This window comes from Paenibacillus aceti (assembly GCF_003614185.1).
GTDB lineage: Bacteria > Bacillota > Bacilli > Paenibacillales > Paenibacillaceae > Fontibacillus > Fontibacillus aceti.
Genome location: NZ_KZ987724.1, coordinates 4,960,336 through 4,984,369 on the forward strand (window position 1 = coordinate 4,960,336; position 24,034 = coordinate 4,984,369).

The 24,034-nt window shown below is 49.5% G+C and carries 21 protein-coding genes, 2 tRNA genes and 2 riboswitches; of the genes, 16 read left to right on the forward strand and 7 right to left on the reverse strand.

The window, feature by feature from the left end; all coding sequences use genetic code 11:
* Positions 1 to 107 precede the first annotated feature (107 nt).
* The 5 genes from ssuE (at position 108) to BFJ94_RS22205 (ending at position 6,587) form a co-directional block, all read left to right on the forward strand.
* Positions 108 to 665, forward strand: coding sequence for an NADPH-dependent FMN reductase (gene ssuE / locus BFJ94_RS22185; RefSeq protein ID WP_120464588.1), 558 nt, complete (start codon positions 108 to 110; stop codon positions 663 to 665).
* Positions 666 to 913: 248 nt separating this feature from the next.
* On the forward strand, positions 914 to 1,510 hold the full coding sequence (locus tag BFJ94_RS22190) for a P-loop nucleotide/nucleoside kinase family protein (RefSeq protein ID WP_120464589.1): 597 nt from the start codon (positions 914 to 916) through the stop codon (positions 1,508 to 1,510).
* A 724-nt stretch (positions 1,511 to 2,234) separates the two neighbouring features.
* Positions 2,235 to 3,986: an ABC transporter ATP-binding protein gene (locus BFJ94_RS22195; RefSeq protein WP_120464590.1), complete on the forward strand. Its 1,752-nt coding sequence runs from the start codon at positions 2,235 to 2,237 to the stop codon at positions 3,984 to 3,986.
* A complete protein-coding gene (locus BFJ94_RS22200; RefSeq protein WP_120464591.1) occupies positions 3,967 to 5,826 on the forward strand; it encodes an ABC transporter ATP-binding protein in 1,860 nt (619 codons plus the stop codon). The genes BFJ94_RS22195 and BFJ94_RS22200 overlap by 20 nt, the downstream gene beginning before the upstream one ends.
* Positions 5,823 to 6,587, forward strand: coding sequence for an AAA family ATPase (locus BFJ94_RS22205; protein ID WP_120464592.1), 765 nt, complete (start codon positions 5,823 to 5,825; stop codon positions 6,585 to 6,587). Before BFJ94_RS22200 ends, BFJ94_RS22205 begins: the two co-directional genes overlap by 4 nt.
* 17 nt (positions 6,588 to 6,604) lie before the next feature.
* Here the strand turns inward: BFJ94_RS22205 and BFJ94_RS22210 are convergent, their stop codons facing one another.
* Positions 6,605 to 7,513, reverse strand: coding sequence for a LysR family transcriptional regulator (locus tag BFJ94_RS22210; RefSeq protein ID WP_120464593.1), 909 nt, complete (start codon positions 7,511 to 7,513; stop codon positions 6,605 to 6,607).
* Between the two features lie 209 nt (positions 7,514 to 7,722).
* Here BFJ94_RS22210 and BFJ94_RS22215 point away from each other — a divergent pair, with 209 nt between their 5' ends.
* A complete protein-coding gene (locus BFJ94_RS22215; RefSeq protein ID WP_120464594.1) occupies positions 7,723 to 8,772 on the forward strand; it encodes a YeiH family protein in 1,050 nt (349 codons plus the stop codon).
* 196 nt (positions 8,773 to 8,968) lie between these two features.
* Positions 8,969 to 10,261 (forward strand): hydroxylamine reductase, encoded by a 1,293-nt coding sequence (gene hcp, locus BFJ94_RS22220; protein WP_120464595.1) that lies wholly within the window; start codon positions 8,969 to 8,971, stop codon positions 10,259 to 10,261.
* A gap of 63 nt (positions 10,262 to 10,324) precedes the next feature.
* On the opposite strand, the gene BFJ94_RS22225 is transcribed toward hcp, so the two are convergent.
* From BFJ94_RS22225 to BFJ94_RS22245, 5 genes are all read right to left on the reverse strand, one after another.
* Positions 10,325 to 10,399: transfer RNA gene (locus BFJ94_RS22225), tRNA-Arg, on the reverse strand.
* Positions 10,400 to 10,578: 179 nt separating this feature from the next.
* A complete protein-coding gene (locus BFJ94_RS22230; RefSeq protein ID WP_120465368.1) occupies positions 10,579 to 11,610 on the reverse strand; it encodes a ribonucleotide-diphosphate reductase subunit beta in 1,032 nt (343 codons plus the stop codon).
* Between the two features lie 65 nt (positions 11,611 to 11,675).
* Complete coding sequence (locus BFJ94_RS22235; protein ID WP_120464596.1) at positions 11,676 to 14,009, reverse strand: ribonucleoside-diphosphate reductase subunit alpha; 2,334 nt, start codon at positions 14,007 to 14,009, stop codon at positions 11,676 to 11,678.
* Between the two features lie 199 nt (positions 14,010 to 14,208).
* Positions 14,209 to 14,727, reverse strand: coding sequence for an anaerobic ribonucleoside-triphosphate reductase activating protein (nrdG, locus tag BFJ94_RS22240; protein ID WP_120464597.1), 519 nt, complete (start codon positions 14,725 to 14,727; stop codon positions 14,209 to 14,211).
* Complete coding sequence (locus BFJ94_RS22245) at positions 14,724 to 16,700, reverse strand: anaerobic ribonucleoside triphosphate reductase (RefSeq protein ID WP_120464598.1); 1,977 nt, start codon at positions 16,698 to 16,700, stop codon at positions 14,724 to 14,726. Before BFJ94_RS22245 ends, nrdG begins: the two co-directional genes overlap by 4 nt.
* A gap of 187 nt (positions 16,701 to 16,887) precedes the next feature.
* A riboswitch (cobalamin riboswitch) is annotated at positions 16,888 to 17,169 on the reverse strand.
* A gap of 517 nt (positions 17,170 to 17,686) precedes the next feature.
* Here BFJ94_RS22245 and BFJ94_RS22250 point away from each other — a divergent pair.
* The 3 genes from BFJ94_RS22250 (at position 17,687) to BFJ94_RS22260 (ending at position 19,335) form a co-directional block, all read left to right on the forward strand.
* Positions 17,687 to 17,986, forward strand: coding sequence for an MTH1187 family thiamine-binding protein (locus BFJ94_RS22250; RefSeq protein WP_120464599.1), 300 nt, complete (start codon positions 17,687 to 17,689; stop codon positions 17,984 to 17,986).
* A 79-nt stretch (positions 17,987 to 18,065) separates the two neighbouring features.
* Positions 18,066 to 18,138, forward strand: a tRNA-Thr gene (locus BFJ94_RS22255).
* Between the two features lie 141 nt (positions 18,139 to 18,279).
* Positions 18,280 to 19,335 carry a tyrosine-type recombinase/integrase gene (locus BFJ94_RS22260; protein WP_120464600.1) on the forward strand — a complete coding sequence of 352 codons (1,056 nt, stop codon included), beginning with the start codon at positions 18,280 to 18,282 and terminating at the stop codon, positions 19,333 to 19,335.
* A 63-nt stretch (positions 19,336 to 19,398) separates the two neighbouring features.
* Positions 19,399 to 19,550, forward strand: a riboswitch (cobalamin riboswitch).
* A 386-nt stretch (positions 19,551 to 19,936) separates the two neighbouring features.
* On the opposite strand, the gene BFJ94_RS22265 is transcribed toward BFJ94_RS22260, so the two are convergent.
* Positions 19,937 to 20,158, reverse strand: coding sequence for a helix-turn-helix domain-containing protein (locus tag BFJ94_RS22265; RefSeq protein ID WP_120464601.1), 222 nt, complete (start codon positions 20,156 to 20,158; stop codon positions 19,937 to 19,939).
* Positions 20,159 to 20,429: 271 nt separating this feature from the next.
* Between BFJ94_RS22265 and BFJ94_RS22270 the strand changes: the two genes are divergently transcribed.
* From BFJ94_RS22270 to BFJ94_RS22300, 6 genes are all read left to right on the forward strand, one after another.
* The gene (locus tag BFJ94_RS22270; protein WP_120464602.1) at positions 20,430 to 20,657 is read left to right on the forward strand and encodes a hypothetical protein; all 228 of its coding nucleotides are present in this window, start codon (positions 20,430 to 20,432) and stop codon (positions 20,655 to 20,657) included.
* 4 nt (positions 20,658 to 20,661) lie between these two features.
* Positions 20,662 to 20,973, forward strand: coding sequence for a hypothetical protein (locus BFJ94_RS22275; protein WP_120464603.1), 312 nt, complete (start codon positions 20,662 to 20,664; stop codon positions 20,971 to 20,973).
* A complete protein-coding gene (locus tag BFJ94_RS22280) occupies positions 20,970 to 21,185 on the forward strand; it encodes a hypothetical protein (protein WP_120464604.1) in 216 nt (71 codons plus the stop codon). Before BFJ94_RS22275 ends, BFJ94_RS22280 begins: the two co-directional genes overlap by 4 nt.
* Positions 21,175 to 21,366 carry a hypothetical protein gene (locus tag BFJ94_RS22285; RefSeq protein WP_120464605.1) on the forward strand — a complete coding sequence of 64 codons (192 nt, stop codon included), beginning with the start codon at positions 21,175 to 21,177 and terminating at the stop codon, positions 21,364 to 21,366. The genes BFJ94_RS22280 and BFJ94_RS22285 overlap by 11 nt, the downstream gene beginning before the upstream one ends.
* Before the next feature lie 1,159 nt (positions 21,367 to 22,525).
* Entirely contained in the window at positions 22,526 to 22,945 is a 420-nt protein-coding gene (locus BFJ94_RS22295) for a hypothetical protein (protein WP_120464607.1), read from the forward strand.
* Between the two features lie 239 nt (positions 22,946 to 23,184).
* Positions 23,185 to 24,015: a hypothetical protein gene (locus BFJ94_RS22300; protein WP_120464608.1), complete on the forward strand. Its 831-nt coding sequence runs from the start codon at positions 23,185 to 23,187 to the stop codon at positions 24,013 to 24,015.
* Positions 24,016 to 24,034: the final 19 nt, after the last annotated feature.

The window sequence follows — 24,034 nt, forward strand, 5'->3', positions numbered from 1 at the left end:
CAAATTGACATTCCATTTTTTTATTGATAGCATCGAAGTGAATTACAGCGAATTTGTCAGTTTGACAATAAAACTTACCCACTTACAGATAAAGGAGAGGATCCAGCATGGCTAAGGTAACCATTATTAACGGAACGCCGACACCGGGTTCCCGATTGACGGCAATTATCACATTGGCAGAGGAACTGCTGGAGAAGGAAGGCTTCGAGGTCAAGCATGTCAATGTTGGCGAGCTTCCGCCGGATGATCTGATTCATACCAAATTTGAGTCCGAGCATATTGTGAAGGCTAACGCGCTCGTGGCTGAGGCGGATGCGATCATTGTAGCTAGCCCGGTCTATAAAGCTTCCTACACAGGCGTCCTCAAAACCTTCCTGGATTTGATTCCGGAAAAAGGTCTGACCGGCAAAGTGATCCTGCCTATATTCATGGGCGGCACCATCGCCCATCTGTTGACGATGGATTACGCGCTGAAACCGGTATTGTCTGTGCTGGGATCACGTCATATTCTGGCTGGCGTATACGCGGCGGATGCGAATGTATCCCGGACTGAGCAGGGCGGATTTACGATCAGCGACGAACTTACTTCAAGGCTGGAGGACAACATCAAGGAACTGGCGGTTGAGACGAAGCGCCGCATCCAATATGCTTCCATACAGGATTAATCATCTAATGAACCACAGCGTATTTTCCAATGGATTGAATGGACTGGATTGAATACGGTGTAGACTGTTTCAAGTCGGACTTCTCGGAGCGTTCCGAGAGCCGACTTTTTTACTTCAAATGCTCTTATCACTAGCCCTTTCTATGGGGGACAGCTTGCTATTGGGCGAGTATTGGAATAAGGCGGTCTGGATAGTATACAATGTTATAAAATATTAGGAGTCGTACATGATCTTTAGGGGGATTTAGAGTGAAGCAGAAATTGGTGTTTTTTGTAGGAGTGGCTGGAACCGGCAAGACGACGGTTGCTAGAAAGTTAGCTAGACGCATACAAGCAGCGTTCCTGGATCGGGACACGGTTGGCGGACGTTTCGTAGAGAAAATACTAGAGATGAACGGTCTCGACGTAAATGACCGGGACTCCGAATTTTATAAGAAGCAACTTCGCGATCTTGAATATGATACAACCAAGGACATCTGTATTGAGAATCTTGCTGCCGGGCAGAACGTATTTATGATTTCACCTTTCACTGCGGAATTGAAAAATAAAACCTGGATCGATGAGGTTCTCGCGGCTGCTGGCTTGAGTAAACAGGAGGTAGACGTCAAAGTCATCGCCGTGACCCTGGGGGATATGGAGACGCAAAGAAAACGCATCGAGCAGCGGCAGACGGAACGCGACAACTGGAAGCTGGAGCATTGGGACGACTTCAAGCAGCGTGTCCAATTCGTTCCCGAAGTGAACTGGGACCTCCCTGCTTCATCGATCCTCGTCTTCGATAACAGCGGCGACCTGACGGACGAGAAGGTAGAGAGCGCATATCAATTTGTGATGAGTGAATCCTGAGCATACCGTCATTTAATATAGATGAACAGAGGATAATAGAATGACAGGTCAGGCTCTAGCCCGGTGAAATTCCGGGTTAGGGCCTTTTAATTTTTTTGGATTGACTTATGTGCTTTATCTCGTTAAAGGGCTTACACTTCACTTTTATCTGTTCTATAATAAAACAACAAGGTTTACTGGTAAATTAGTTGAATATTGTACATGTCAGCGGGGCGCCGATTAATTGGAGATAGCCCTGTCCCATGTAAAGCCTGCACATTCGCAGCAATTTTCTAAGGACAGGCGACTTTGGGCGATAAAGCCTGCAGATTTGCAGGCTTTTCCTTCACCGCGGGACAAACAGCGCGTTACATGGGGAACGATTCTGGGAAAGAGTGAGTTCGTACGAGGAATCCCCTCAATAATAGCTCCCACACCCGGATGATAAGTGCATATTTACAACTATATGCTCCTTCCTGCTTTTCATAGCCGATATAGCTGCATTTCTGCAACTATTCGAGTGAAATATCGTCGGACTGGGGCCAAAACAAGAAAATAGTTGTATATGCGCAGTTATTTCAGTATTGCAACGCTTATTTCGCAAAATAATTGTATTTCTACATCTATTTATTCCACGTAGAAGAAACCACGGCTCGGAACTGTATGGAACGGGACTATATAGGGCTGCATAGGGCTGCATAGAGCTGCCTGAGAAATGCATGACTGGGTACTAGGAGGTGGGCACATGGTTTTATCATTTATCAAAAAATACCGAGTGGCAGCGACAGCGGCGTTCTGTATGATGCTGTTTGAGCTAGCAGTGGAGTTGGTGCAGCCGCTCATTATCTCTAAAATTATCGATGACGGTATTGCGCAGCGGCAACTATCGGTCGCCTGGATCTGGGGCGCGATTCTTGTGGGAAGCGCGGTGTTCGCCTTCGCGGCGGGGATTGCGAGCTCTTTCTTCGCATCTCATGCCAGTCAGGGCTTCGGCTATGACCTGCGTGACAGATTATATGAGAAGGTAGAGGGATTCTCCTATTCCGTCTTCAATCGCTTCGCAACCTCTTCATTAATTACACGGCTGACCGGTGACATCACCCAAATGCAGGATATGCTGTTCATGGGCCTGCGCTTTGCTAGCCGCGTACCGCTGGTCGTTACTGGCAGCATGGTAATGGCGCTAGTAGTTCATGTCAGACTCGGCCTATTCCTAACGATTCTGATTCCGGTTCTGGTGGTGTTCGTATTATGGATGATCCGGCGAATCTCGCAGCAGTTTCGTACGGTCCAGCAGCGTCTGGACAGGCTGAATGGTGTTATTCAGGAGAATCTGTCAGGCATGCGTCTGATTCGTGTATTCGTGCGGCGGGATCATGAGATTTCACGCTTTGGACAGCGCAGTAGGGACTTGATGGAGGGGAACGTCAGAGCGCTCAGATTAGCGGAGACGACGATGCCGTTCGTCTTGTTCGTCATGAACCTAGGGATTCTGGCTGTGCTGTGGTTCGGCAGGATGGATATTGCCGCTGGCGACGCTTCTATAGGACAGGTTGTGGCTGTGGTCAACTACTCCTTGCGGACGATCGGTGCTCTATCGGCATTATCCTGGATCATGACCTCGTATTCGCGGGCAGCGGCCTCCGCACAGCGGGTCAATGAAGTGTTATTGACCGAGGATTCTTCTGAGGAGGAGGCTTTGGATCACAAAGTGGCTTCACTCCAACACTCATTGCCATTACAGGGCAGAGTTGAATTCAGCGGGGTTAGCTTCCGCTATCCTGGAAGCGATTTGCGAGTGCTTGAGGATATTTCCTTCCAGGTAGAACCGGGCCAGCGCGTCGCTATTATGGGGGCAACCGGATCTGGCAAGTCCTCGCTCGTCCAGTTGATCCCGCGGCTCTATGAGCCTACCCGCGGGATAATTCGGATCGATGGCAGGGATATCGCCCATATCGACAGCTCACGCCTCCGCGGCTCGATCGGCTATGTACCGCAGGAGATACTGCTGTTCTCTGGCACGATTAGAGATAACATCGCTTGGGGCCGGGAGGACGCAGCGGAGGAAGAGATTCAGACGGCTGCCCAGCAGGCACAGATCCATGAGACGATTGCTTCCCTATCCCATGGATATGATACGATGATCGGTCAGCGTGGAGTGAATCTATCAGGCGGGCAGAAGCAGCGGCTGTCGATCGCTCGGGCTTTGGTACGCAGGCCGTACATCCTCATTCTGGACGATAGCACCAGTGCGCTGGATATGCGTACTGAAGCCGCCCTGATGCAGGCACTCGATGAATTCTCCTGCACGATCTTCCTTATCACCCAGAAGATCAGCACGACGATTACCGCTGATTTGATCTTGCTGTTGGATGACGGCAGGCTGATCGCCAGCGGGACTCATGAGCAATTAATGAAGGAATCGGATCTGTATCGGAGAATTGTAGAATCCCAGCATAGAGAGGGGGAGGAGCAGCATGTTCAAGGCGCTCGTTGAGCCGTTCCGGCATCCATATCCGAAGGAGGTTATCCAGCGTCAGGAGGGTTCAGGCCGCAAACCGAGAGCCAAGGCCAGAGACTGGTCCGGCACGCTCGGCCGACTCTGGGGGTATTTGGCGCAAAGAAAGGCGAAGCTGACCCTGGTGCTGGTGATGGTCGTATTCAGTTCGTCCCTAGCTCTACTAGGTCCGTATATGCTGGGCGTAGCGGTAGATGATTATTTGGGGGGGAGCGGCGGACAGCCATGGGTCTGGTTCCTGGTAGGGATCGGTCTCGTCTATGCCGGTTCTTCGCTAACCTCCTGGCTGCAGAACATCTGGATGATCGAGATTGCACAGGAGACGGTTTACCGCATGAGGTCGGATCTTTTTACCAAGCTGCATGCCCTGCCGATTTCTTTCTACAGCAAAAGACAGCAAGGCGAGATCATGAGCCGGGTCACGAACGATATAGAGAACGTGAGCTCTACCTTGAATAGCTCGGCCATCCAGATATTCTCTAGCGTCCTGACCCTGACGGGTACGATCGTAGTGATGCTCTATCTCAGCCCTATATTGACCCTACTGACCTTCATCGTCGTTCCTCTGATGATGTTTGGGATGAGATGGATCACCCGGCGTACAGGACCGCTCTATAAACAGCGCCAGAAGGATCTGGGTAACCTGAACGGTTATATCGAGGAGACCTTGTCCGGACAACGGATCATCAAAGCCTTCTCCCAGGAGGAAAGAGTGCTGCGTGAATTTCGCACCCGTAATGCTGCGATTCGCAAATCCGGCTTCTGGGCGCAGACGATCTCCGGCTTCATTCCGAAGCTGATGAATTTCCTCAACAATTTCAGTTTTGCCCTCGTGGCGGGAATTGGCGGTGTACTGGCGATCTATGGTCAGGTAACGGTCGGCGTCATTATCGTCTTCGTCGAGTATGCACGGCAGTTTACACGCCCGCTCAATGATCTGGCCAACCAGTGGAATACGCTGCTGTCTGCGATCGCTGGTGCGGAGCGGGTATTCGAAGTGATGGACGAGGATGAGGAAGCAGCGGATGAGAGCGGCGCGCAGCCGATTGAACAGGTTGCTGGCAAGGTCTCCTTTTCGCAAGTGTACTTCTCTTATGAGCAGGACGGGGATACGCTGGAGGATATCAGCTTTACGGCAGAGCCCGGGGAGATGATCGCACTCGTCGGGCCGACTGGAGCCGGGAAAACGACGCTGATCCAGCTTCTGTCACGCTTTTATGAGCATGATAACGGGATCATTGCGATTGATGATAAGGACATTAACTCGATTCGTCGTGACAGTCTGCGTTCTCATATGGCATTTGTGCTGCAGGACTCATTCCTGTTCCAGGGCTCCATCCGCGACAATATTGCGTTTGGACGTCTGGAAGCGACAGATGCAGAGATTGAGGCAGCGGCCCGGCTGGCTAATGCCCATTCATTTATTATGCGTTTGCCCCATGGATACGATGAGAGGCTCGGGATCGGTGGGGACGGGATCAGCCAAGGTCAGAAGCAGCTTCTGGCGATCGCCCGGGCGATGCTGGCCAATCCTTCGATCCTCGTGCTGGATGAAGCGACCAGCAGCATCGATACGGTAACGGAGCTGAAGATCCAGGAAGGTCTGCAGCGTCTGATGAAGGGGAGGACGAGCTTCGTGATCGCCCATCGCTTGAATACGATCCGTCAGGCTGATAAGATTCTTGTCTTGAAGGACGGACAACTGATCGAGCAAGGGGATCATAGGGATCTACTGAAACGGGACGGCTTCTATAGCAAGCTGTATTATGGACAGCTTCAGGAGCAAGAAGAAGAGAGCAGGAGGTCAGATGAATCATGAGTATATATGAACGAGGGGCATATTTGCGCAGTATGACGCTGCTCAGGGAGGAGGTACCGTCTTTTCAGCGGTACCCGTTCCATCTGCCGGCAGTCGCTGAGCTGGAACGCCTTGATTTTCATCCGAAGGTGACCTATATCGTCGGTGAGAACGGGATGGGGAAATCTACGCTATTGGAAGCCATAGCGGTAGCCCTCGGCTTCAATGCCGAGGGGGGGACGCTTAATTTCAACTTTGCGACGGCGGAGACGCATTCGGAGCTGTACCGTTATTTACGTCCGGTTCGGAGCGCGAACAAGGCGCGAGACGGCTTCTTTTTCCGTGCGGAGAGCTATTATAATCTGGCCACGCAAATCGATGAACTTGATCGGATAACCTCCAGTGCTCCGCGGATTATTGAGTCCTATGGTGGCAAATCACTACATATGATGTCGCATGGTGAATCTTTCTTCGCCACGTTTATGAACCGGTTTAGCGGTAGGGGGCTCTATATATTGGACGAGCCGGAGGCGGCGCTGTCTCCTTTCCGGCAGATGGCGATGCTGTCGCGGATTCATGAGCTGGTGAACAAGCACTCTCAGTTTATCATTTCCACGCATTCTCCGATTCTGATGGCCTACCCGGACAGTGTGATTTATCAATTAACACCGGATGGACTGCGGACGGTTACGCTTGAAGAGACCGACCATTATGTCATTATGAAGGAGTTTCTGAACAACCGCGAACGGATGTTAAATGAATTATTTGACTCGCCTAAATAGCATCCAACCGAGCGTATCTAGCCCAGTCCTCTCGTTCTCAACCGTCTGGCGTCCTCCATCAGCTGCTGCAAGAAGCGCTCGATCGCCATGGAGGGGGAATGATCCACGGTTTGAATCGTGGAGAAATCGCGGGTGAATTTTATCCCTTTGAGAGGGATGCTCTGTAGTGAGCCTGATTCCAGCTCCTTACGGACGACCCAGCGGGACAGAATCGCGAGGCCCAGTCCGGCAGCAACGGCCTCTTTGACGCCTTGGCTGCTGTTGAATACATATGTACGTTTGATTTCAAGCTTATGCTCCTGCAGGAAACGATCGCTGAATGCTCTCGTACCCGAGCCGCTCTCACGCAGAATCCAGCTCCAATGATGCAGCTTGCTGACATCAGCTTGTCGCATTTCACAGAGCGGGTGATCGGGCGCGGCAACGAGTAGCAGTTCATCCTTCATATAGGGAGTGATGGTCAATCCCGGCTCTGTTACAGTTCCTTCGACCAGCCCCAGATGAAGCTCCTGCTTGCGTACCTTTTGCACGATTTCCCAAGTATTTCCGATTGTAACCTGCAGTTCAACCTGCGGGTATTGAGCGACGAATTCAGCAAGCAGGCGGGGAAGCAGGTATTCACCGATCGTGAAGCTGGCGCCTACATGAATGGACCCCGTTACCGTATCCTGCAGTAATTGGATGTCACGGCGGGCCTCGTCGTACAGGGCGAGAATTTTTTTGGCCTTCTGATATAGAATATGTCCGGCTTCGGTCAGCTTCACCTGCTTGGGGGAACGATGCATCAGCTTGGCACCGAGCTCGTTCTCCAGGTTGCGGATGTGCAGACTGACACCCGGCTGAGATAGGTTTAGCAGCTCGGCGGCTCGGGAGAAATTCTTTTGCTCAGACACGGTTACGAATACTTTAAGATTCTCGACAATCATATATAAGTCTCCTTTGTTTGCTACCTCCATTTTACCCTGCCCCCGAAAAGATCAACAACCGTTTTTATCTCCATTCTGGGTTAACCATAAGTATTCCTCATGATCAAGATAGCAGATCTTTATTTCCGCTTTCCTGTAAACCGCCGTATAGTTGTAACCGAAAAAGAACTCTTATTCATTACTTACAACGGTTAGGAAGTGGGAAGGTCATGCGCAACAAGATCCATTTATGGAGGCAAAATAAAGGATTTGGCTTCACCGAAGGAATCGCCATTACACTGATTCTGGCCATTATCGCCAAATTTATAGCCGGTTTTCCATTCTTGAGTATAATGGGCCAGCTTGTGATTGCTATCTTACTCGGGATCATCTGGCGGGCTGTGCTCGGAGTGCCGCAGGAGTCGATGCAGGGCATTCAATTTTCAAGCAAAAAGCTGCTTCGCTTCGGCATCATACTGCTCGGCATGCGGCTTAATTTAATGGATATTATTCATGCCGGGCCGAAGGTACTGGCGATCGCTGTCATCAATATTGTATTCGCTATCTTTGTCGTGTATGGGTTCACCAGACTGTTCAAGGTTGAGCAGCGGCTGGGTATTCTGACTGCCTGTGGTACCGCTATTTGCGGAGCGGCCGCCGTGGTGGCTATTGCCCCGCAGATCAAAGCGGATGACGATGAGACCGCAGTAGGCGCGGCAACAATTGCTATTCTGGGCACGGTGTTCACCCTGGCTTATACGCTGTTATACCCGGTGCTAGGATTAACAGCGGCTGGGTATGGTATTTTCTCAGGAGCTACGCTGCATGAAATCGCCCATGTAATCGCTGCGGCGGCACCAGGTGGTAAGGAGGCGGTCGATCTGGCCGTCATCGTGAAGCTGACGCGTGTGGCCTTGCTTGTGCCGGTCGCAATTATTATTGGCATCTGGGCGAGTAGAGTGGAGCGCAAGAGCAATGCAACGGCAACTGCAACTATGGAAAAAAAAGGATGGAAGGATATTCCGATTCCATGGTTTATCCTCGGCTTTCTGCTGATGAGCGGAGTGAATACGCTGGAGATCATCCCTCCTGGAGTAACGGAGCAGCTGATCGTCGCCGCTTATTTATTGATCGCAATGGCCATGGCTGCACTCGGTCTGAACGTGGATATCGCGACCTTCCGCAGAATGGGCCTCAAATCTTTTGCCGCCGGATTTCTCGGTTCGATTCTGCTGTCGGGCCTTGGTTTCGGCCTGGTGCATTGGTTCGGATTGGCGTGAGATGGATGGCGGCTAAGCCAGTTGACACCCATTGGCGCCCTATGGAGGCTCTAACGAAACTATGGATCTGATCGATCTTGCACGCCTACATTTCACGAATTGGAAATAAATAGAGTGAGTGCAATCACAAATGGCTTTTTGGGGTTTTGTTACGTTGAGGATAACGATCAATCATCTCATTTATGGGGGGAACGATATGTTTTGTTATCAGTGTGAACAGACACCGAATGGCGGATGTAAAGTTGTTGGGGTATGCGGCAAGAACGAAACAATAGCAAGTTTGCAAGATACGATGATTTTTGCATTAAAAGGTATTGCCGCCTATGCGACGCACGCTAGGCAGCTAGGGTATAGCGATCCCGAGGTGGATCGAATTACCCGCGAAGCCTTGTACATGACCTTGACCAATTCCAACTTTAATACACAGGAGCACCTGGAGATGGCTATGAAGGTCGGAAATGCGGCGGTGCGGATCATGGACGTGCTGGATCAAGCGCATACAGATCGCTTTGGCATCCCGCAGCCGGTAACAGTCAGTCAGAATAAAATTGAAGGTCAATGCATTGTGGTGACAGGACATAATTTGTACGCGCTGGAGGAACTGCTGCGACAAACCGAAGGGAAGGGCATCAATATATATACCCACTCGGAAATGCTGCCCGCTCACGGTTATCCGCAGCTTAAGAAGTATGGACATTTAAAAGGCAATATAGGCAAGGCCTGGTACGATCAGCGTAGGCTGTTCGAGCAGTTCCCAGGTGCAATTCTCGCTACTACGAACTGTGTAATGCCGATTAAAGGCACCTATGCGGACCGCTTCTTCTCTTATGAAGTAGCGGGGCTGGAAGGTGTCACGAAGATTATGAATGATGATTTCTCTCCGCTAATTGAGCGTGCTTTATCGCTGCCTGCGGCAAATATAGAATCCGAGCAGGTGCTCACGACGGGATACCATCACGAAACCGTGATCGGACTCGCTCCTGAGATTATTCAAGCCGTCAAAGACGGACATATCCGCCGCTTTTTCGTCATTGCAGGCTGTGATGCACCGGGGACGGGCGGGAATTATTACCGCGAGTTGGCGACTTCCTTGCCGAATGATACTGTTATCTTAACTACTTCTTGTGGAAAATTCCGCTTTAATGATGTAGATTATGGGACCGTAGGAGACACAGGCATTCCGCGTTATATTGACCTTGGGCAATGTAATAATTCGGGCTCGACCGTGAAAATTGCTTTGGCCCTGGCCGATGCTTTTGGCTGTACGGTAAATGAGCTGCCCGTTAGCATCGTGCTGTCCTGGTTTGAGCAAAAAGCGGTCGCCATTCTGCTGGGTCTGTTCAGCCTTGGCATTCAGGACATTCGCATCGGACCAAAGCCGCCCGAATTTATTTCGCCGGGAGTGCTTGATGTGCTCGTAGAGATGTTTGGATTGAAATTGATTACTACCGCCGAAGAGGACATGAAAGCGATGTTGGCACTGTCGTAGGAAAATATATCAAGGGCGGCCCAGAAGTCCGTTTTCACGGACTTTCTGGGCCGCCCCTTTTGACGCGCCACGGCGGGATTCGAACCCGCGACGCACAGTTTAGGAAACTGTCGCTCTATCCTGCTGAGCTACGGGCGCATAGTAAGAAATTCACTGAGTCATTAAAAATCGACATAAAGATATTATAGAATATTATTTGCAAAAAGTGAATCGATAATTGGAATAAAAGGCACGGAAGCAGCAGGAGGTCCTGTCGCTTCTGTGCCTTTTTACTGCTCGATGCTCTTGTTTTCGAGTGAATCAGCTCATATCAGAGCTTACAGATCATCAAACCCATTATCGTCGCCGACTTTGCCGTAGTTGCGGGATTTGGCCTCGAAGAAGTCGGTCTTCGTCGCATTGAGCGCCTCATCCGAGAATGGCTTGATCCAAGGCATGCAGTTCACATCGACGCCTTCGTACGCTTTATCCATCCCCATCAATTTCAGCCGCTTGTTGGCGATGTACTTGATGTAGTCGGACAGCTCATTCAGATCGATGCCCTGCACCTCTTTGAGCGTATAGTGGGCCCAATTCGTCTCCAGCTCGACCGCACGGTGGATCGTACGATATACGTAGTCCATATTTTCCGGCGTGTTCAGTTCAGGGTAATCGATCAGCAATTGCTTGAATATTTCGGCGAAGAAGTAGCAGTGCTGGTTCTCGTCCCGCTGGATGTAGGAGATCATCTGACTGGTGCCCATCATTTTCTGATCGCGTGCCAGGTTATAGAAGAAGGCGAAGGTGCTGTAGAAAAAGATCCCTTCCAGAATCAAATCAGCCACGAGTGATTCAAAGAACGTCTGCGGTGACTGCTCATTGCGGAAGTTCTGATAAATCTCGGAAATGAATGTGTTGCGCTCGAGCAGCACCGGGTCATGCTTCCAGTATTCGAAGATTTCCTTCTGCTCCTGATCGGATACGAGCGAGGATAGCACATAGGAATAGGATTGGTTATGCACGACCTCCTGCTGAGCGATGATTGCGGCGATCGCCTCCAGTGAGGAATCGGTTAAATAGCGCTTCACATCGCCGACGAACATCGTTTGCATCGAATCCAGCACGGCCAACAGGCCGATATTGATCTTGAAGGTACGCTGTTCCTCCGCATCCAGCAGCGGGAATTGCTGAGCGTCCTTATTCATCGGGATTTCGTCAGCGATCCAGTAGTTGAGCAGCAGGACCTTGTACAGCTTATACATATGCGGCATACGGATATCATCCCAGTTCAGGATACCGGAGCATTCGCCGTTAATGATGCGGGTTGATTTATTGGGAGCCTTAGTATTGAAGATCTCCTGTAATTGCAGTGTCATTTGAACCCATCTCCTAAATTTATAATCTTACTATTCTATTCAGAGCACTCTTTAAAAGATTATGATGCGCAGGATTCGCACTCCTCGATGGTTAATGCGCGGCTGCGGACATAGTAGGTAGATTTGATGCCAGCCTTCCAGGCGTGTAGATGCAGATCCAGGAACTCGGACGCGCGGATGTCAGGGCGCACATACAAGTTGAAGCTTTGCGCTTGGTCGATATGGCGCTGACGTGCGCTGGCCATCTGAATCGACCAGTGCTGATCGATCATGAACGCCGTCTTGTAATACCAAATCGTCTTCTCGGACAGGTCCGGGGCCGGGTTAGCCACTTTATATGTCGTCTTCTCTTCATAGGAGAGAAGTTCATAGAGTGGATCGATGCTGGCGGTAGAGCCGGCGATGATCGAGGTCGATCCGTTCGGAGCGATGGCGAACATCCAGGCGTTGCGCACACCATGCTCATGAACCTGATCCATCAGCTCGCGCCACTGCTCGGTGGTCACATATTGGCCTTCACGTGAGCCGTCGGTATAGCCGCGGGAAGTGAAGTAATGACCGGTATCCCAATCCGAGCCTGCGAATTTCGGGTAGCGTCCTTTTTCAATCGCCAATTCCATGCTGGATTTGATCAACAGATAATTGATTCGCTCGTAGAGCGCGTCGTTATATTGTACAGCCTCTTCGGATTCCCAACGGATGCCTTCCAGCGCAAGCAGGTGATGCAGCCCGAAGGTTCCAAGCCCGATGGCGCGGTACTGTCTGTTCGTGTACTGGGCTTGAAGCACTTCGATGTTGTTGATGTCGATGACATTATCCAGCATGCGCGCCTGAATCGGGACAAGCCGATCCAGCACTCCGGCAGGTACAGCACGTGCCAGGTGAATAGAGTTCAGGTTGCAGACGACGAAATCGCCAGGAATTTTGGAAATGACAATCCGGGTCTGTCCGTCCTTCGTCACCAGTTCTTCTTGTTCAACCACGGTCGGCGATTGGTTCTGCATAATCTCTGTACAGAGGTTGGAGGAATAGACCATACCGTGATTGCGGTTCGGATTCGAACGGTTCACCGTATCGCGGTAGAACATGTAAGGCGTGCCGGTCTCAAGCTGCGATTTCATGATCCGCTTCATGATGTCGATGGCTGGCATGGTGATGCGGGATAGAGTAGGATGATCCACCGCTTCTTGGTATTTCTCACGGAACTGACCCTTGCCCACTTCCTCGTCATAGAAGTCCTCTAGTCCAAGCGCCCGGCCGTTCTCATCCTTCCAGCCCATCGTCTTCTTCACCTCATGCGGGCAGAACAGGTTCCACTCGCCACGCGACTCCACTGCTTCCATGAACAGATCAGGTACACATACGCCATGGAAAATATCATGGGCACGCATCCGCTCATCCCCGTTATTCAGCTTCAAATCGAGGAAGGAGAGGATATCCTTATGGAACACGTCCAGATAGACGGCGATGGCTCCTTTGCGGGTACCGAGCTGGTCTACGCTGACCGCAGTATTGTTAAGCTGGCGAATCCAGGGGATAACGCCGGAGCTGGTATTCTTGTGACCGCGGATATCTGAGCCGCGAGCCCGGACTTTGCCGAGGTAGACGCCGATACCGCCGCCCATCTTGCTGAGTCGGGCCACATCGGTATTGGAGTCGAAGATGCCCTCGAGCGAATCATCGACCGTATCGATGAAGCAGCTGGACAACTGTCCGGCCACCTTCTTGCCGGCATTGGACATGGTAGGTGTCGCTGCAGTCATGTAGATATTGCTCATCGCCCAGTAGGCTTCCTTGACGAGCTCCATTCTTTTGTCAGCGGGTTCCTTATGCATCAGGTACATTGCGATCACCATATAGCGCTCTTGCGGCAGCTCCATCGTGCGGCCTTCAAAGTCAGTAGCCAGATAACGCTCTGACAGCGTAAGCAGCCCGATATAGTCGAACAGCAAATCGCAGGTGGGGTCGATCATCTCGCCAAGCTCTTCAATTTGCTCCTTGCTGTAATACTCCAGCAGTTCCTCGCGGTAAATGCCAGTCTTGCACAGTTCGGAGATCAATGGATAGAACGAGCCGTAAGGCTGCTCCGGATAGGATTTATAGCGGCGATTGACCGCCGCTTTCTTATAGAGGGAAGTCAGAAGCGCGCGCGCAGCCGCAAACTTCCATTCCGGTTCCTCCTTGGTGACCAGCTCTAATGCGGACATGGTGAAGGCGTTGCTGATTTCCTCTCCGGTTACGACATCGCGTCTTAATTTGGAATTGACGCCGCGCAGCAGTCGTTCCTTATCGATCTTGTCCAGCCCCTCCAGGATTCGGTCGGCGTAGATGCCCAGGCGCTCGCTATCGAAGGCAAGCTGACGATTATTAGGTTTGGTTACGAATGATGGCATGGAATATCCTCGCTTTCATGATATAAGTTGCAGCAGCAGCTAAGCTGTGTAAATCTACGAATTTGGTTATTTAAAATTGCAGATAAGCGGCGAAAAAAAGGGCGCAGAGGATACACTTGCGCCGGTAAAATTAAATTCCGCTCAAAGAATCACTATGAGAAACATCACAGGTTATCAATTATACTAGAAACGAAGCTTGCTAGAAAGAGTACATGGGTTCCCAATCTATTACTTTTTGGGCGGCCAGACTCTCTTGAATCCTGATGATCCGTTGGTTGGAGCTGCCCCGATAGAGAAGGGCAGGGTCTCGTAAATTTTCTATAAATTTTCCGTCGACGAGCACTTGGCAGCGTCCCAGCAGATGATATTCCGGGCTATCTGGCCTAGCTAGCAATTCTTCGAATGTGTATCCGGTATAGATCCAGATTGGAACCGGTCCAGCCTCTGCCCGCATCCGGTCAATAAAAGCACTGACCTCATCCGCGGAGAAGAAGGGATCACCGCCAAGCAGAGAGACGCCGCTTAGTAGTGGGTTATTTTTGATATCCGAGATAATCTCGTCTTGCCGTTGTTCAGTAAAGGGTTCACCATATTTGAAGTTCCAGGTAGCTGGGCTGAAGCAGCCCTTGCAGCGATGGCGGCATCCGCTGATGAAGATGGCGGCGCGCAGGCCTTCACCTTCATTAATGGATTCTGGGTAGTATCCGCAAATATTCATACTCCGTGCTTCACCCGATCACGCACCTCAGCCTGCTTGGCAGCATTGAACCGTGTCTGATAGTCCCCGGTTAAATAGCCGGTAACCCGGCGCAGACGGCGGATATGCACTTCATTCTCATGCTTGCCGCAGGAAGGGCAGGTCGCTCCGATAATTCCTTCATAGCCACAGGAAGTACAGCGGTCAATCGGATGATTGATGCTGAAATAGCTAACCTGCTTGGACAGGGCATATTTCACAATATTAATAAAGGCGGCCGGATTGTTACGAGCATTGCCGTCCAGCTCGATATAAGAGATCGCTCCCGCATTGCAAAGATCATGGAAGGGTGCTTCCAATTCGATTTTCTTCGATGCACTCAAAGAATAGTACACCGGAATATGGAAGGAGTTCGTATAATATTCACGATCCACCACCTCAGGAACCTTTCCGTAGACAGTGCGGTCGCGCTTGGTGAACTTGCCGGACAATCCTTCCGCAGGTGTGGCGAACAGGGTGATATTCAATTTATGGCGTTCGCTCTGCTCATCACAATATTGACGCATATAGGAGATCAGCTCATAGGCTTTGCGATAGACCTCTTCATCCTCGCCATGATGCTTGCCGTACATCGCCTTCATGCATTCGGCTAGTCCGATGAAGCCGATGGACAGGCTGCCATGCTTGAGCAGTTCCCCGACCTGATCGTCGGGAGCAAGCTCTTCGCCGCCTTCCCATACGCCCTCGCGCATCATGAAGTCAGAGGCCTTGGCCTTCTGGCGAGACTGGATCTTGAAGCGGTGCAAGAGGCCGTCCGCTGCGATGTCCATGTAATGCTTCAGTTCGCGATAGAAGCCGCGTTCATCAGCCTTTGTGCGCCGTCCCAGGGCGATACCATGCTCTAGCCCGAGCTTGACGAGATTAATCGTGTTAAAAGACAGATTCCCTTTGCCAGACAGATGGTTGCGTCCGAAGCGATCGCTTAGCACCCGGGTACGGCAGCCCATCGTCGCGAACTCGGTATCCGGATCAGTCGGGTCATAGTATTGCAGGTTCAGCGGTGCATCCAGATTGGCGAAGTTCGGGTACAGCCGTTTGGCAGAGCATTCTGCCGCCATCAGAAACAGATGATAGTTAGGATCGCCTTGCTCTTGGTTGACGCCTTGCTTGCATTTGAATATTTGAATTGGAAAAATCGGTGTCTCACCGCTCCCTAAACCGCGCATCGTCGCCTTAAGCAGGGATTGAATGACCAATTGTCCTTCTGGAGAGGTGCAGGTGCCGTAGTTAATGCTGGTGAAAGGGATTTGCCCGCCAGCCCGGCTCGACATCGTATTTAAATTATGAATCAGGCTCTCTGCGCCCTGTAAAGTCTCGGATTCGGTTTCCCTGAGAGCATATTTATAGGTTCTTGGATATTGCTCCTGCAGGTCGCTGCGCCCCATCGTAATGTCACCTAGATCTGCAGTCTCGTCACCTTCTTCGAAATAACCGAGTCCCTTGCGGAAATACTTGGCGAAGGACTTGTTTACATAAGGCGCCAGATCATGATCCAGCTTGTTCGCGGAGACGCCGCCGTACTGGGCATTTTGCTGGGATTGGAAAATAATCGCCACCAGCGCCATCGCTGTCATAATCGAATTAGGCGGACGGACGCTGCCATTGCCGGTGTTGAAGCCCCCAGCGAGCAATTTATCAAAAGGAATGAAGATACAATTCGTCGTGCCGATCGCATATTGATCGAGATCATGAACATAGACGATATTATCCTGAATGGCCTGTACCAGATGCATCGGCATAACGAAATGATTCGCATACCATTTGGCGTACTCACTGCCGAACTTGCTCATTTTGCCGGAGAAGCTCTCTCCGTTCAGGTTCGCATTCTCGCGCAGATTCTCCAGGTTGGAGCTGGCTACGATCTCCTCCCCTAAGTGAATAACCTCATCCAGCATTTGCTCCTGATCCGTATAAATCCGATTTAATAAAGCCATAATACAGTTCTCCCCTCGAATTACTCCACATTATTTCCATATAAAAAGCATTTCCAACCTGCTTCGAGGTCGAAAATGCCCGATTGCGCTTCAATAAACACAGTACTCCTGTGTTCAGATGATAGATAGCTTGGCTAGTATGTAGCAGCTGCAAGCGGACACCTACCTGATTCCTCGCAGGTCAATAGCGGTGTCATTGAAACAGGCAGGTCTCCTGGCTTCCGGGCCATCACCGGCGCCTTCCCACAGGCTTGCTTAGCTGCAGTGGCATAATGCCGACGAATCGCTGATAGAGTTTGCGTTCAAAAAGGTCTGGAAATCGACCTGTTGAACACGCTCTGACAGGGCGAATTATCCGCCCTTAAGCTCCCGGTCACAGTGGCGGGACCGCAGCGGATTTACACCGCGTTTCCCTTTTAAGATCCGGCAGTACAAATTACTCCGAACCACCTGTTCATACTATATTTGGTTGTCTTTTATCGATCATAGCCCAATATGTAGTGTTTGTAAACAGGCCAGAAGTCGGGTTAACAAGTGAAAAATAATTGAAAAACAGTAGAAAGCAGACCTGATGCGGCGAGTCGGGGATGAAAATAAATGTGAACTTTTATGGACGGGACAGCTGACATAAATCTGATAATATTTAGCGGCCAGATAGAAGTGAAATTCGGACTGCTGTCTTTGAAGCCTGGTCTAATGAAACGTGGTATCGCTATTTGAGCGAAAGAGGCTTGTTGGGAATTGGAACGAAACTGGGTATCGCTATCGGGGGGAATAAAGGGCAAAATGGTGAATTTCCGCTCATATAACGATATGTAGCTTCGTTAGATTTAATATTCTCTGGTTTTCATGACAATAGCGTTCTGTAGATTCGTTAGAAATCACTGAGCAACTTGCCGAGCAACTTAAGGTGATTCAGAGTTTGAAATTCAGCTGATGTTGTGGTTACAATAGGATTATCATGGTATGGAAGAGGAGTCTTGAAGATGGCGATAGTAGAAGTGACAGTCATTCCAGTAGGGACAGGGAGTACCAGTCTTAGCTCTTATGTAGCCGAGCTGCAGCGTGTGTTGGAGAAACAGCAGGGGATTAAATACACGTTGACTTCCATGAGCACCATCATCGAGGGCCAGCTTGACGACATATTCACCGCGATCCGGGCGATTCATGAAGCGCCATTCCAATCGGGGGCGATGCGGGTCTCGACCTCAATCAAGATTGATGATCGCCGCGACAAAGACAGCTCCTCCGAACAGAAGCTTCGCTCCGTTCGCGAGAAGCTATAAACCGACTTCTGCAATTTAGGGGTTGCATTTTTCCGAAAAAGCGGTATAATATTTTTTGTTTCTAATTATAAATGGATATGCTGATGTAGCTCAGTAGGTAGAGCAACGCACTCGTAATGCGTAGGTCGGTGGTTCGAATCCTCTCATCAGCATCCTACCGCATGAATCACGGTGTTACAGCGTTAAATGCTTCGGTAAGGCTAGCGTAAGGGCTACGCACTCCCGGTCAGAAAACGGATGTACGTCGGTGTAAATACGAAGCCCCCTGCAAACAATCGTAGGGGGTTTTTACTATGTCCATTGATCCGCGCAAGGGTAAAAAGAGGATTGACTTTAAACCAAGACCGTCCGCGAAAAAGAACGAGCCTATTCCGCTTGATCTCGCGTTCAACCTTTTCTATAGCGCAAAGAGAGCGGAGAAGGTTCGTGAAAGAACGCTCGCGGACTATAGGAGTTACTGGCGGTATTTCTGCGAGTGGTTAGACGAATATCATCCGGATATTGACGATGTTAGTTACATTAATACGGAGTTGCTTCGCGGATACCTTGATTACATGTCGTTCGAGCATACGCGGTATAAGGACGATCCGTACCGCAAAAAGGACGACAGAAAACTATCGGCCGCGACCGTAAAGTCAAGGCTCCGCGCATTACAAACGATGTGTAAGTTTTGGAGTACTGAGGGAATAATCGCGGACAACCCAACCGAGAAGATCAAGCCGCCTCGAGTGGATGAAACGGATAAAAACATATTTACAGACGATCAGCTATCCGCCTTATTGAACGCGCCTGATACGAGTACATACGTCGGGTTCCGCGATATTACTTTGATGATGCTTCTCGCGGATACTGGGCTTAGGATCAACGAGGCGCTACGCTTGGTGACATCGCATTTTGACTTTGCGGCCCGCTGTATACGGCTTCCTGCATCACTTAACAAGAACCGTAAGCCGCGCATAGTTCCGATGTCTGCGCCAGTTGTCCGCGAAATAATAAGGCTAATAGAAGAAACGCAATCCTATTTTGATACCGATTGTATATTTGTTTCGGTGTATGGCGACCCGCTAAAAGCCGACCATTTTAGAAAGCAACTCATTAAGTACGCGAAAATAGCCGGGATAGATACGGAAACGACGAAAGTAACCCCGCACCGGTTCCGCGACTACTTTATAACGAACTACTTAGTAAACGGTGGAGACTTGTTCACCTTGCAGCGCATCGTCGCGCACGCAGACATTAAGACCACGCAGGGATATGTCAGAGTTAACGAGGAAGTGATGCGCGATAGTCATTCGCAATACTCCCAGCTTGCTAACTTAAAGGTATCTAAAAAAGTGAGGCGTAAATAGAACCGTTAGTATAACTCGATAGGTTGACTACTCATGTATAGTTTGGTAATATTATCATAGAAAATTTTATAGTTTGTATTAGGTGCTTTGGTCTGTATAGACTAGGGCTTAAAAGGGAAACGCGGTGAAACTCCGCTGCGGTTATTATAACCACTGTATTCGAATATGTTTGAATTTTCGATAGCCAGGAGACCTGCCTAACACTTACCGGACCCGTAAGGGGTAGGTTTTGTGTTGGCGTCTCTTGGCTATTTTTGTCGTCTCACACCACCCTCTTTCTGGCGTCTGGAATCTTATTTTGACGCGGGAGGTGTGAACAATGGAGAACAGACAGTTGGAAATTGTATTAAAAGTAGTTGAAGTGACGGCCTTAATTATTTTTGGCATCATCGGAATTGTTATTAGTTTAATTCAATAATAAGTAGATGAGTGCTTTCGAACAAAAAAGAGCGCAGGTCTGCGGATTAAGTTCCGTTGGGCCTGCGCTCTTTTTTCGTTTAAATAGACGTCCGTATATCGTACCCTAGCATTTATATTCCTCCGCTGTTAGAGCCGCTAATTTCCCGCCTAGATTCGCTAAAACCACGTCATAGATTCCTCATTACTCCGTATCATCAGGAACGAAGTCTATTAATAGGCGGATGTCCATGATTTCTAATGCGTCAGCAATCTTCTCTAACATTTCTAAGTTGACTTCTTGTCGTTTAGGACTGCATAACTTGGAAATCCTCGCCTGTGCAACTCCGCTAAGCCCTGATAACTCGTTTTGCGTGACTCCCCGCTCTTTAAGTAGTTCCTTGAGTTTAACCTTAATTCTAAGCACAAAAATTCCCCCTTGACATAATATGACCATAAGCGTATATTTAGGATAAGAAATATGACCATAAGCGTATATTTTCTGAGATAAGCATATCACTATTTTACAGAAAAAGCCACAACTTTCTGCTTATTTAGTCATGCCTATTTTTTTGACAAGGGGGCCGGAGCATGTACCGCGGAGGTAGACAAATCGATGGAAGGCTCTATGTAAGGACTCGCGGCGGAAATTGGATCGCGCTGCAGTTACTAATTCATAACTAAGGGGGATATTCGATATGGTAAAAAAAATTAAGCTCGATGGATGTGACGCATTTTTGATTAAGGATGATTTGTACGTGCTTATTAACCTTGAGGATGAATGTGCGGTTATAGCGAGGATGTCCGAGATTGGTGGTAAGCCAAAGGGTATGTGCTTAGAAAGCCCGATCAGTTTGAAGGCACTTCACAAAATCCTTACCGCGGACAATGAACTAGACATATTAATCGCGGCATTGGAGGGGTGAGACTATGAACTTCGTGAAAGTATTGGACGAGTACGAAGATCCTAATGTATTCGGAGCGCCTGGCTTTATCGTCCGTGACGGTATCATGTTAAGTCGATCAGTTGCTGTATCCGTTGATCATACTGGACACGGTACATATTTGATGGTTGAGCGTGTTAAAGAAGTTGACGACGAGGTACACGTGGATATCGAAACTGGACACTTGTTTTTTGATACGGAGTTACCGGGTAAGATTTCAGTCCAAAAGCTCGCTTCTATGACCGCGCTTGAGTTCTTGGCAGTCGTTGCAGGAATAGATGGGGAGGCCGCATTATGAGAACCGAAGAACATCGTTATACGTGCGTTCTGGATCGCGCAGGTTGGCGCATCACACTCGATGTATACACGCCGCGACCGGTAACTAGCGAGGAACTGCTACCGCTTGCTGTCGCAGAGGCAATCGAGGACTTGAAGCTTGTCGGCATCGACGCAGCCCCGGACGAGTTCACGCCAGTTGGTTGGAAGGAGGCGCCGGTTCATGATTTCTAAGCGCATATCATTTTTCACGCGCAAGGCTAACGAATACGGCGACCTCAGATACGATTATTTGCGTGGCCGCTCCGCCAAGAGACCGCCCGCACTTCGCTATAAACGATTACTTGCTTATAAAGCTGCGGTCACGCAGCAGATCATATCCGAAAGGGGAAATTTACGTGAAGATCAATCTTGAACGTGTCCTCGTTGTTGACGGTTGTTTCGGAGACGGTCCGCTAGATTATGAACTCCGGGAGTCTTGGCTCATTCGCAGCGACCTCGCACTATATTTTGTTGGTGACGAACTAGTTTTACGGTGTGTCGTGCGTCATACTGACGTGGTTAACCATCCGCGACTCTACATAGCAAAGGAACTGAAAGACTCGGTTAGGGTCGCGAAAGGTATCGACCAAACTGACGAGCTTGTTGCGGAGGTTGCGGCCTGCCTAATACGAATGTCAGCGCTCGACTTTCTTATTGACTGCGTAATGTCCGACCCAATGGCTGGCGAGGAGTTTCGAGTCGTTAGATAACCCCACGTCTCCGATGAACCTAACCTAAAGGTGCGCTAACACCGTAAAGGGGAGGAGACGCCAGGTCATTGTTTCAAGCCCCGCAGTATCTCGCGGCGCCAAACGTGGGATACAGGACCATGCGGGACTCTTTAAACGTCGAGGAGCGCCAACTGCTCGGCAAATCGTGCCATGAGGCACGGTTCTAATCCGGCCGGTAGTGATTCGCGCCAACGTTTCGACTATCGACCGGCGTACGCTAATTCCTGCGGCTCGGGCGCGGCAACGCCCGGATCGTGAGGCCGCATTTATCGATATATCATAGGTTACAAGCAAGCGGGCGGCCGGGTCAAACCGGTTCAGGCACCGCTCGTTTGCGTTTATATAGAGTAATACGCAGGAACATACGTTTGGTTTCGCTAATTTAAAAAATAATTTTCGCTGATAAAATATTATTGTTCACAAATTAGACACAAAAACAGAGAATTACCAAATAATGGGCGTACCTTTTTTTAAAAGTAGTGTCCGTATTAATTATGTAGAGGAAATTTCCTCGAAAAGTGTGCGAGGCTAAAATTTCTCGGAAATAATACTTTAACTGTGCGAAACGATAACAAGCGTCGTTTATTTGTTTGAAAGGTGTGCAAATGCGCGTCGTGGCGTGGATGTATAAATAGAGGTCACGAAAAAAAGTATCGTAAATCTGTGCGAAAACGAATCGACCGGCAACATAGTACATGAAAGGTGTGCGACGGAGGTGTAAAGGTTTGTATATTACATTAGGCGAGATAGAATAGCGGTCATTCCGCTTACTATAAAAACTAATCAAAGGGAGGCGCGGCAATGAATGAGCTTCAACGTCTGGCGCAAATTGCGATACAGCAGAAAGAGGGCGTATTAGGGAGTGAACGAGGCGGATACTCTCCGTCCCTTCACGACTTGTTCCGTGTTCAGTTACGTGAATTAGGCGAGAAATATGATAGAAGGTCGGCGCGCGATGCAATTTTCCTTCTCCTTTATCTTCACGCGTACGTAAACGGGACGGAGTCGAACGATTATTACATGTGGGCGTTCCCGACTGTTGAACAGATTCGCGCGGACACAGGTATTCACGGGGATCGAATTAAGCCGCTTTGTAGCTTGCTAGAGTCAGAGGGACTATTGATTACGAAAATGATTGCTTGGCACGGGAACCCCAAGAAGATGTATTTACCACTTTTCTACCCATTTGATGGTGCAATTCCCGTAAACGGAGCAGCTTAATCCTGTATTCGGGAGCCGACTAAATCCCGTATTCAGGAAGGTAATAATAACGAACTTAACAAAAACGAATTAACAAGAATAAATATACCGCTTCGGTTTCTATCGAAACCTTACGGGACTGTTAGATGATATATTAATACATCTTTTACCGCGGAATAGAGTACTTGAGATAAAAGATAACAAGATACAGCTCGATCCCGGTTGCGGGAATCGCTGCTTATTATGGGGAGGTTAACCGCTTGGACAAATCTTGCGAAATGTATCCGAATATGAAACGCTCCGACTACCGCCGCCACGCCGCCCATCCGTTAAGTATACGTTTAAAAGTTTCCGAAGAGTCCGCAGACCACGCAATGAAATATTTTCACGATACACACGTTCCCTATACAGGCCATTTGCCGACTTACTCTGAATGGAGACGCGTAGAACGGTTGAATGACTATGTTCTCGCGGAAGACCACAAGAAAGGCTTATCACTCCGGGATCGCGCGAAACCTGAGCCGGAAAAGGACGAGATATACCCGCAAGTTGGGAGTTGCGCCCGCCAGCTTATGGATTATCAATACTATCTCGAGTGTGTAGGGCGAGAGCTTTCCGAAATTGAGCGGCGGAGGGTCAAGGTTTGCGCCGTTTGTGGTTGCGAATTTATGGATCGATCTCGCCGGAATAATGCGTTAGTGTGCCGCTATCCTTGTCTAAAAACATACGGAAATATTAAAAAGCGTCGGCAACGAAACGACGGTGATCCACGTTTAATGCGTTATCGTGAACGCCAGGAATTGGAGTATCCGTTCTATTCTCCTGCCGAGTTGTTTGAAATATCTCAACGCGGGGAAACAGCATCCGAAGATATTGGAGACGCAATAACAATAGTGAAGCTGCGGCAGGAGCTAGGGAGACGCGTTCCGACCGAAATCACAATGGACGACGAATTTGGATACTTTCCAAACTCTCATAAGAGATGGCGTTCGGAAGAAGAGGCGAAAGAGCTGGCTGGGCCGGTCGTCATTTATAATCTGCAGCAAGAGCGGGAGGAAGAGACAGACTTTTACCTGGGACATGTATCCTAATAGGTGGGGAGAGAACTGA

What these genes read in the sequence shown, in the direction of transcription:
- ssuE (WP_120464588.1), top strand. Translation starts at nt 108, where the DNA reads ATGGCTAAGGTAACCATTATTAACGGAACGCCGACACCGGGTTCCCGA.
- BFJ94_RS22195 (WP_120464590.1), top strand. Translation starts at nt 2,235, where the DNA reads ATGGTTTTATCATTTATCAAAAAATACCGAGTGGCAGCGACAGCGGCG.
- BFJ94_RS22200 (WP_120464591.1), top strand. Translation starts at nt 3,967, where the DNA reads ATGTTCAAGGCGCTCGTTGAGCCGTTCCGGCATCCATATCCGAAGGAG.
- BFJ94_RS22205 (WP_120464592.1), top strand. Translation starts at nt 5,823, where the DNA reads ATGAGTATATATGAACGAGGGGCATATTTGCGCAGTATGACGCTGCTC.
- BFJ94_RS22210 (WP_120464593.1), bottom strand. Translation starts at nt 7,513, where the DNA reads ATGATTGTCGAGAATCTTAAAGTATTCGTAACCGTGTCTGAGCAAAAG.
- BFJ94_RS22215 (WP_120464594.1), top strand. Translation starts at nt 7,723, where the DNA reads ATGCGCAACAAGATCCATTTATGGAGGCAAAATAAAGGATTTGGCTTC.
- hcp (WP_120464595.1), top strand. Translation starts at nt 8,969, where the DNA reads ATGTTTTGTTATCAGTGTGAACAGACACCGAATGGCGGATGTAAAGTT.
- BFJ94_RS22235 (WP_120464596.1), bottom strand. Translation starts at nt 14,009, where the DNA reads ATGCCATCATTCGTAACCAAACCTAATAATCGTCAGCTTGCCTTCGAT.
- nrdG (WP_120464597.1), bottom strand. Translation starts at nt 14,727, where the DNA reads ATGAATATTTGCGGATACTACCCAGAATCCATTAATGAAGGTGAAGGC.
- BFJ94_RS22245 (WP_120464598.1), bottom strand. Translation starts at nt 16,700, where the DNA reads ATGGCTTTATTAAATCGGATTTATACGGATCAGGAGCAAATGCTGGAT.
- BFJ94_RS22250 (WP_120464599.1), top strand. Translation starts at nt 17,687, where the DNA reads ATGGCGATAGTAGAAGTGACAGTCATTCCAGTAGGGACAGGGAGTACC.
- BFJ94_RS22260 (WP_120464600.1), top strand. Translation starts at nt 18,280, where the DNA reads ATGTCCATTGATCCGCGCAAGGGTAAAAAGAGGATTGACTTTAAACCA.
- BFJ94_RS22270 (WP_120464602.1), top strand. Translation starts at nt 20,430, where the DNA reads ATGGTAAAAAAAATTAAGCTCGATGGATGTGACGCATTTTTGATTAAG.
- BFJ94_RS22275 (WP_120464603.1), top strand. Translation starts at nt 20,662, where the DNA reads ATGAACTTCGTGAAAGTATTGGACGAGTACGAAGATCCTAATGTATTC.
- BFJ94_RS22280 (WP_120464604.1), top strand. Translation starts at nt 20,970, where the DNA reads ATGAGAACCGAAGAACATCGTTATACGTGCGTTCTGGATCGCGCAGGT.
- BFJ94_RS22285 (WP_120464605.1), top strand. Translation starts at nt 21,175, where the DNA reads ATGATTTCTAAGCGCATATCATTTTTCACGCGCAAGGCTAACGAATAC.
- BFJ94_RS22295 (WP_120464607.1), top strand. Translation starts at nt 22,526, where the DNA reads ATGAATGAGCTTCAACGTCTGGCGCAAATTGCGATACAGCAGAAAGAG.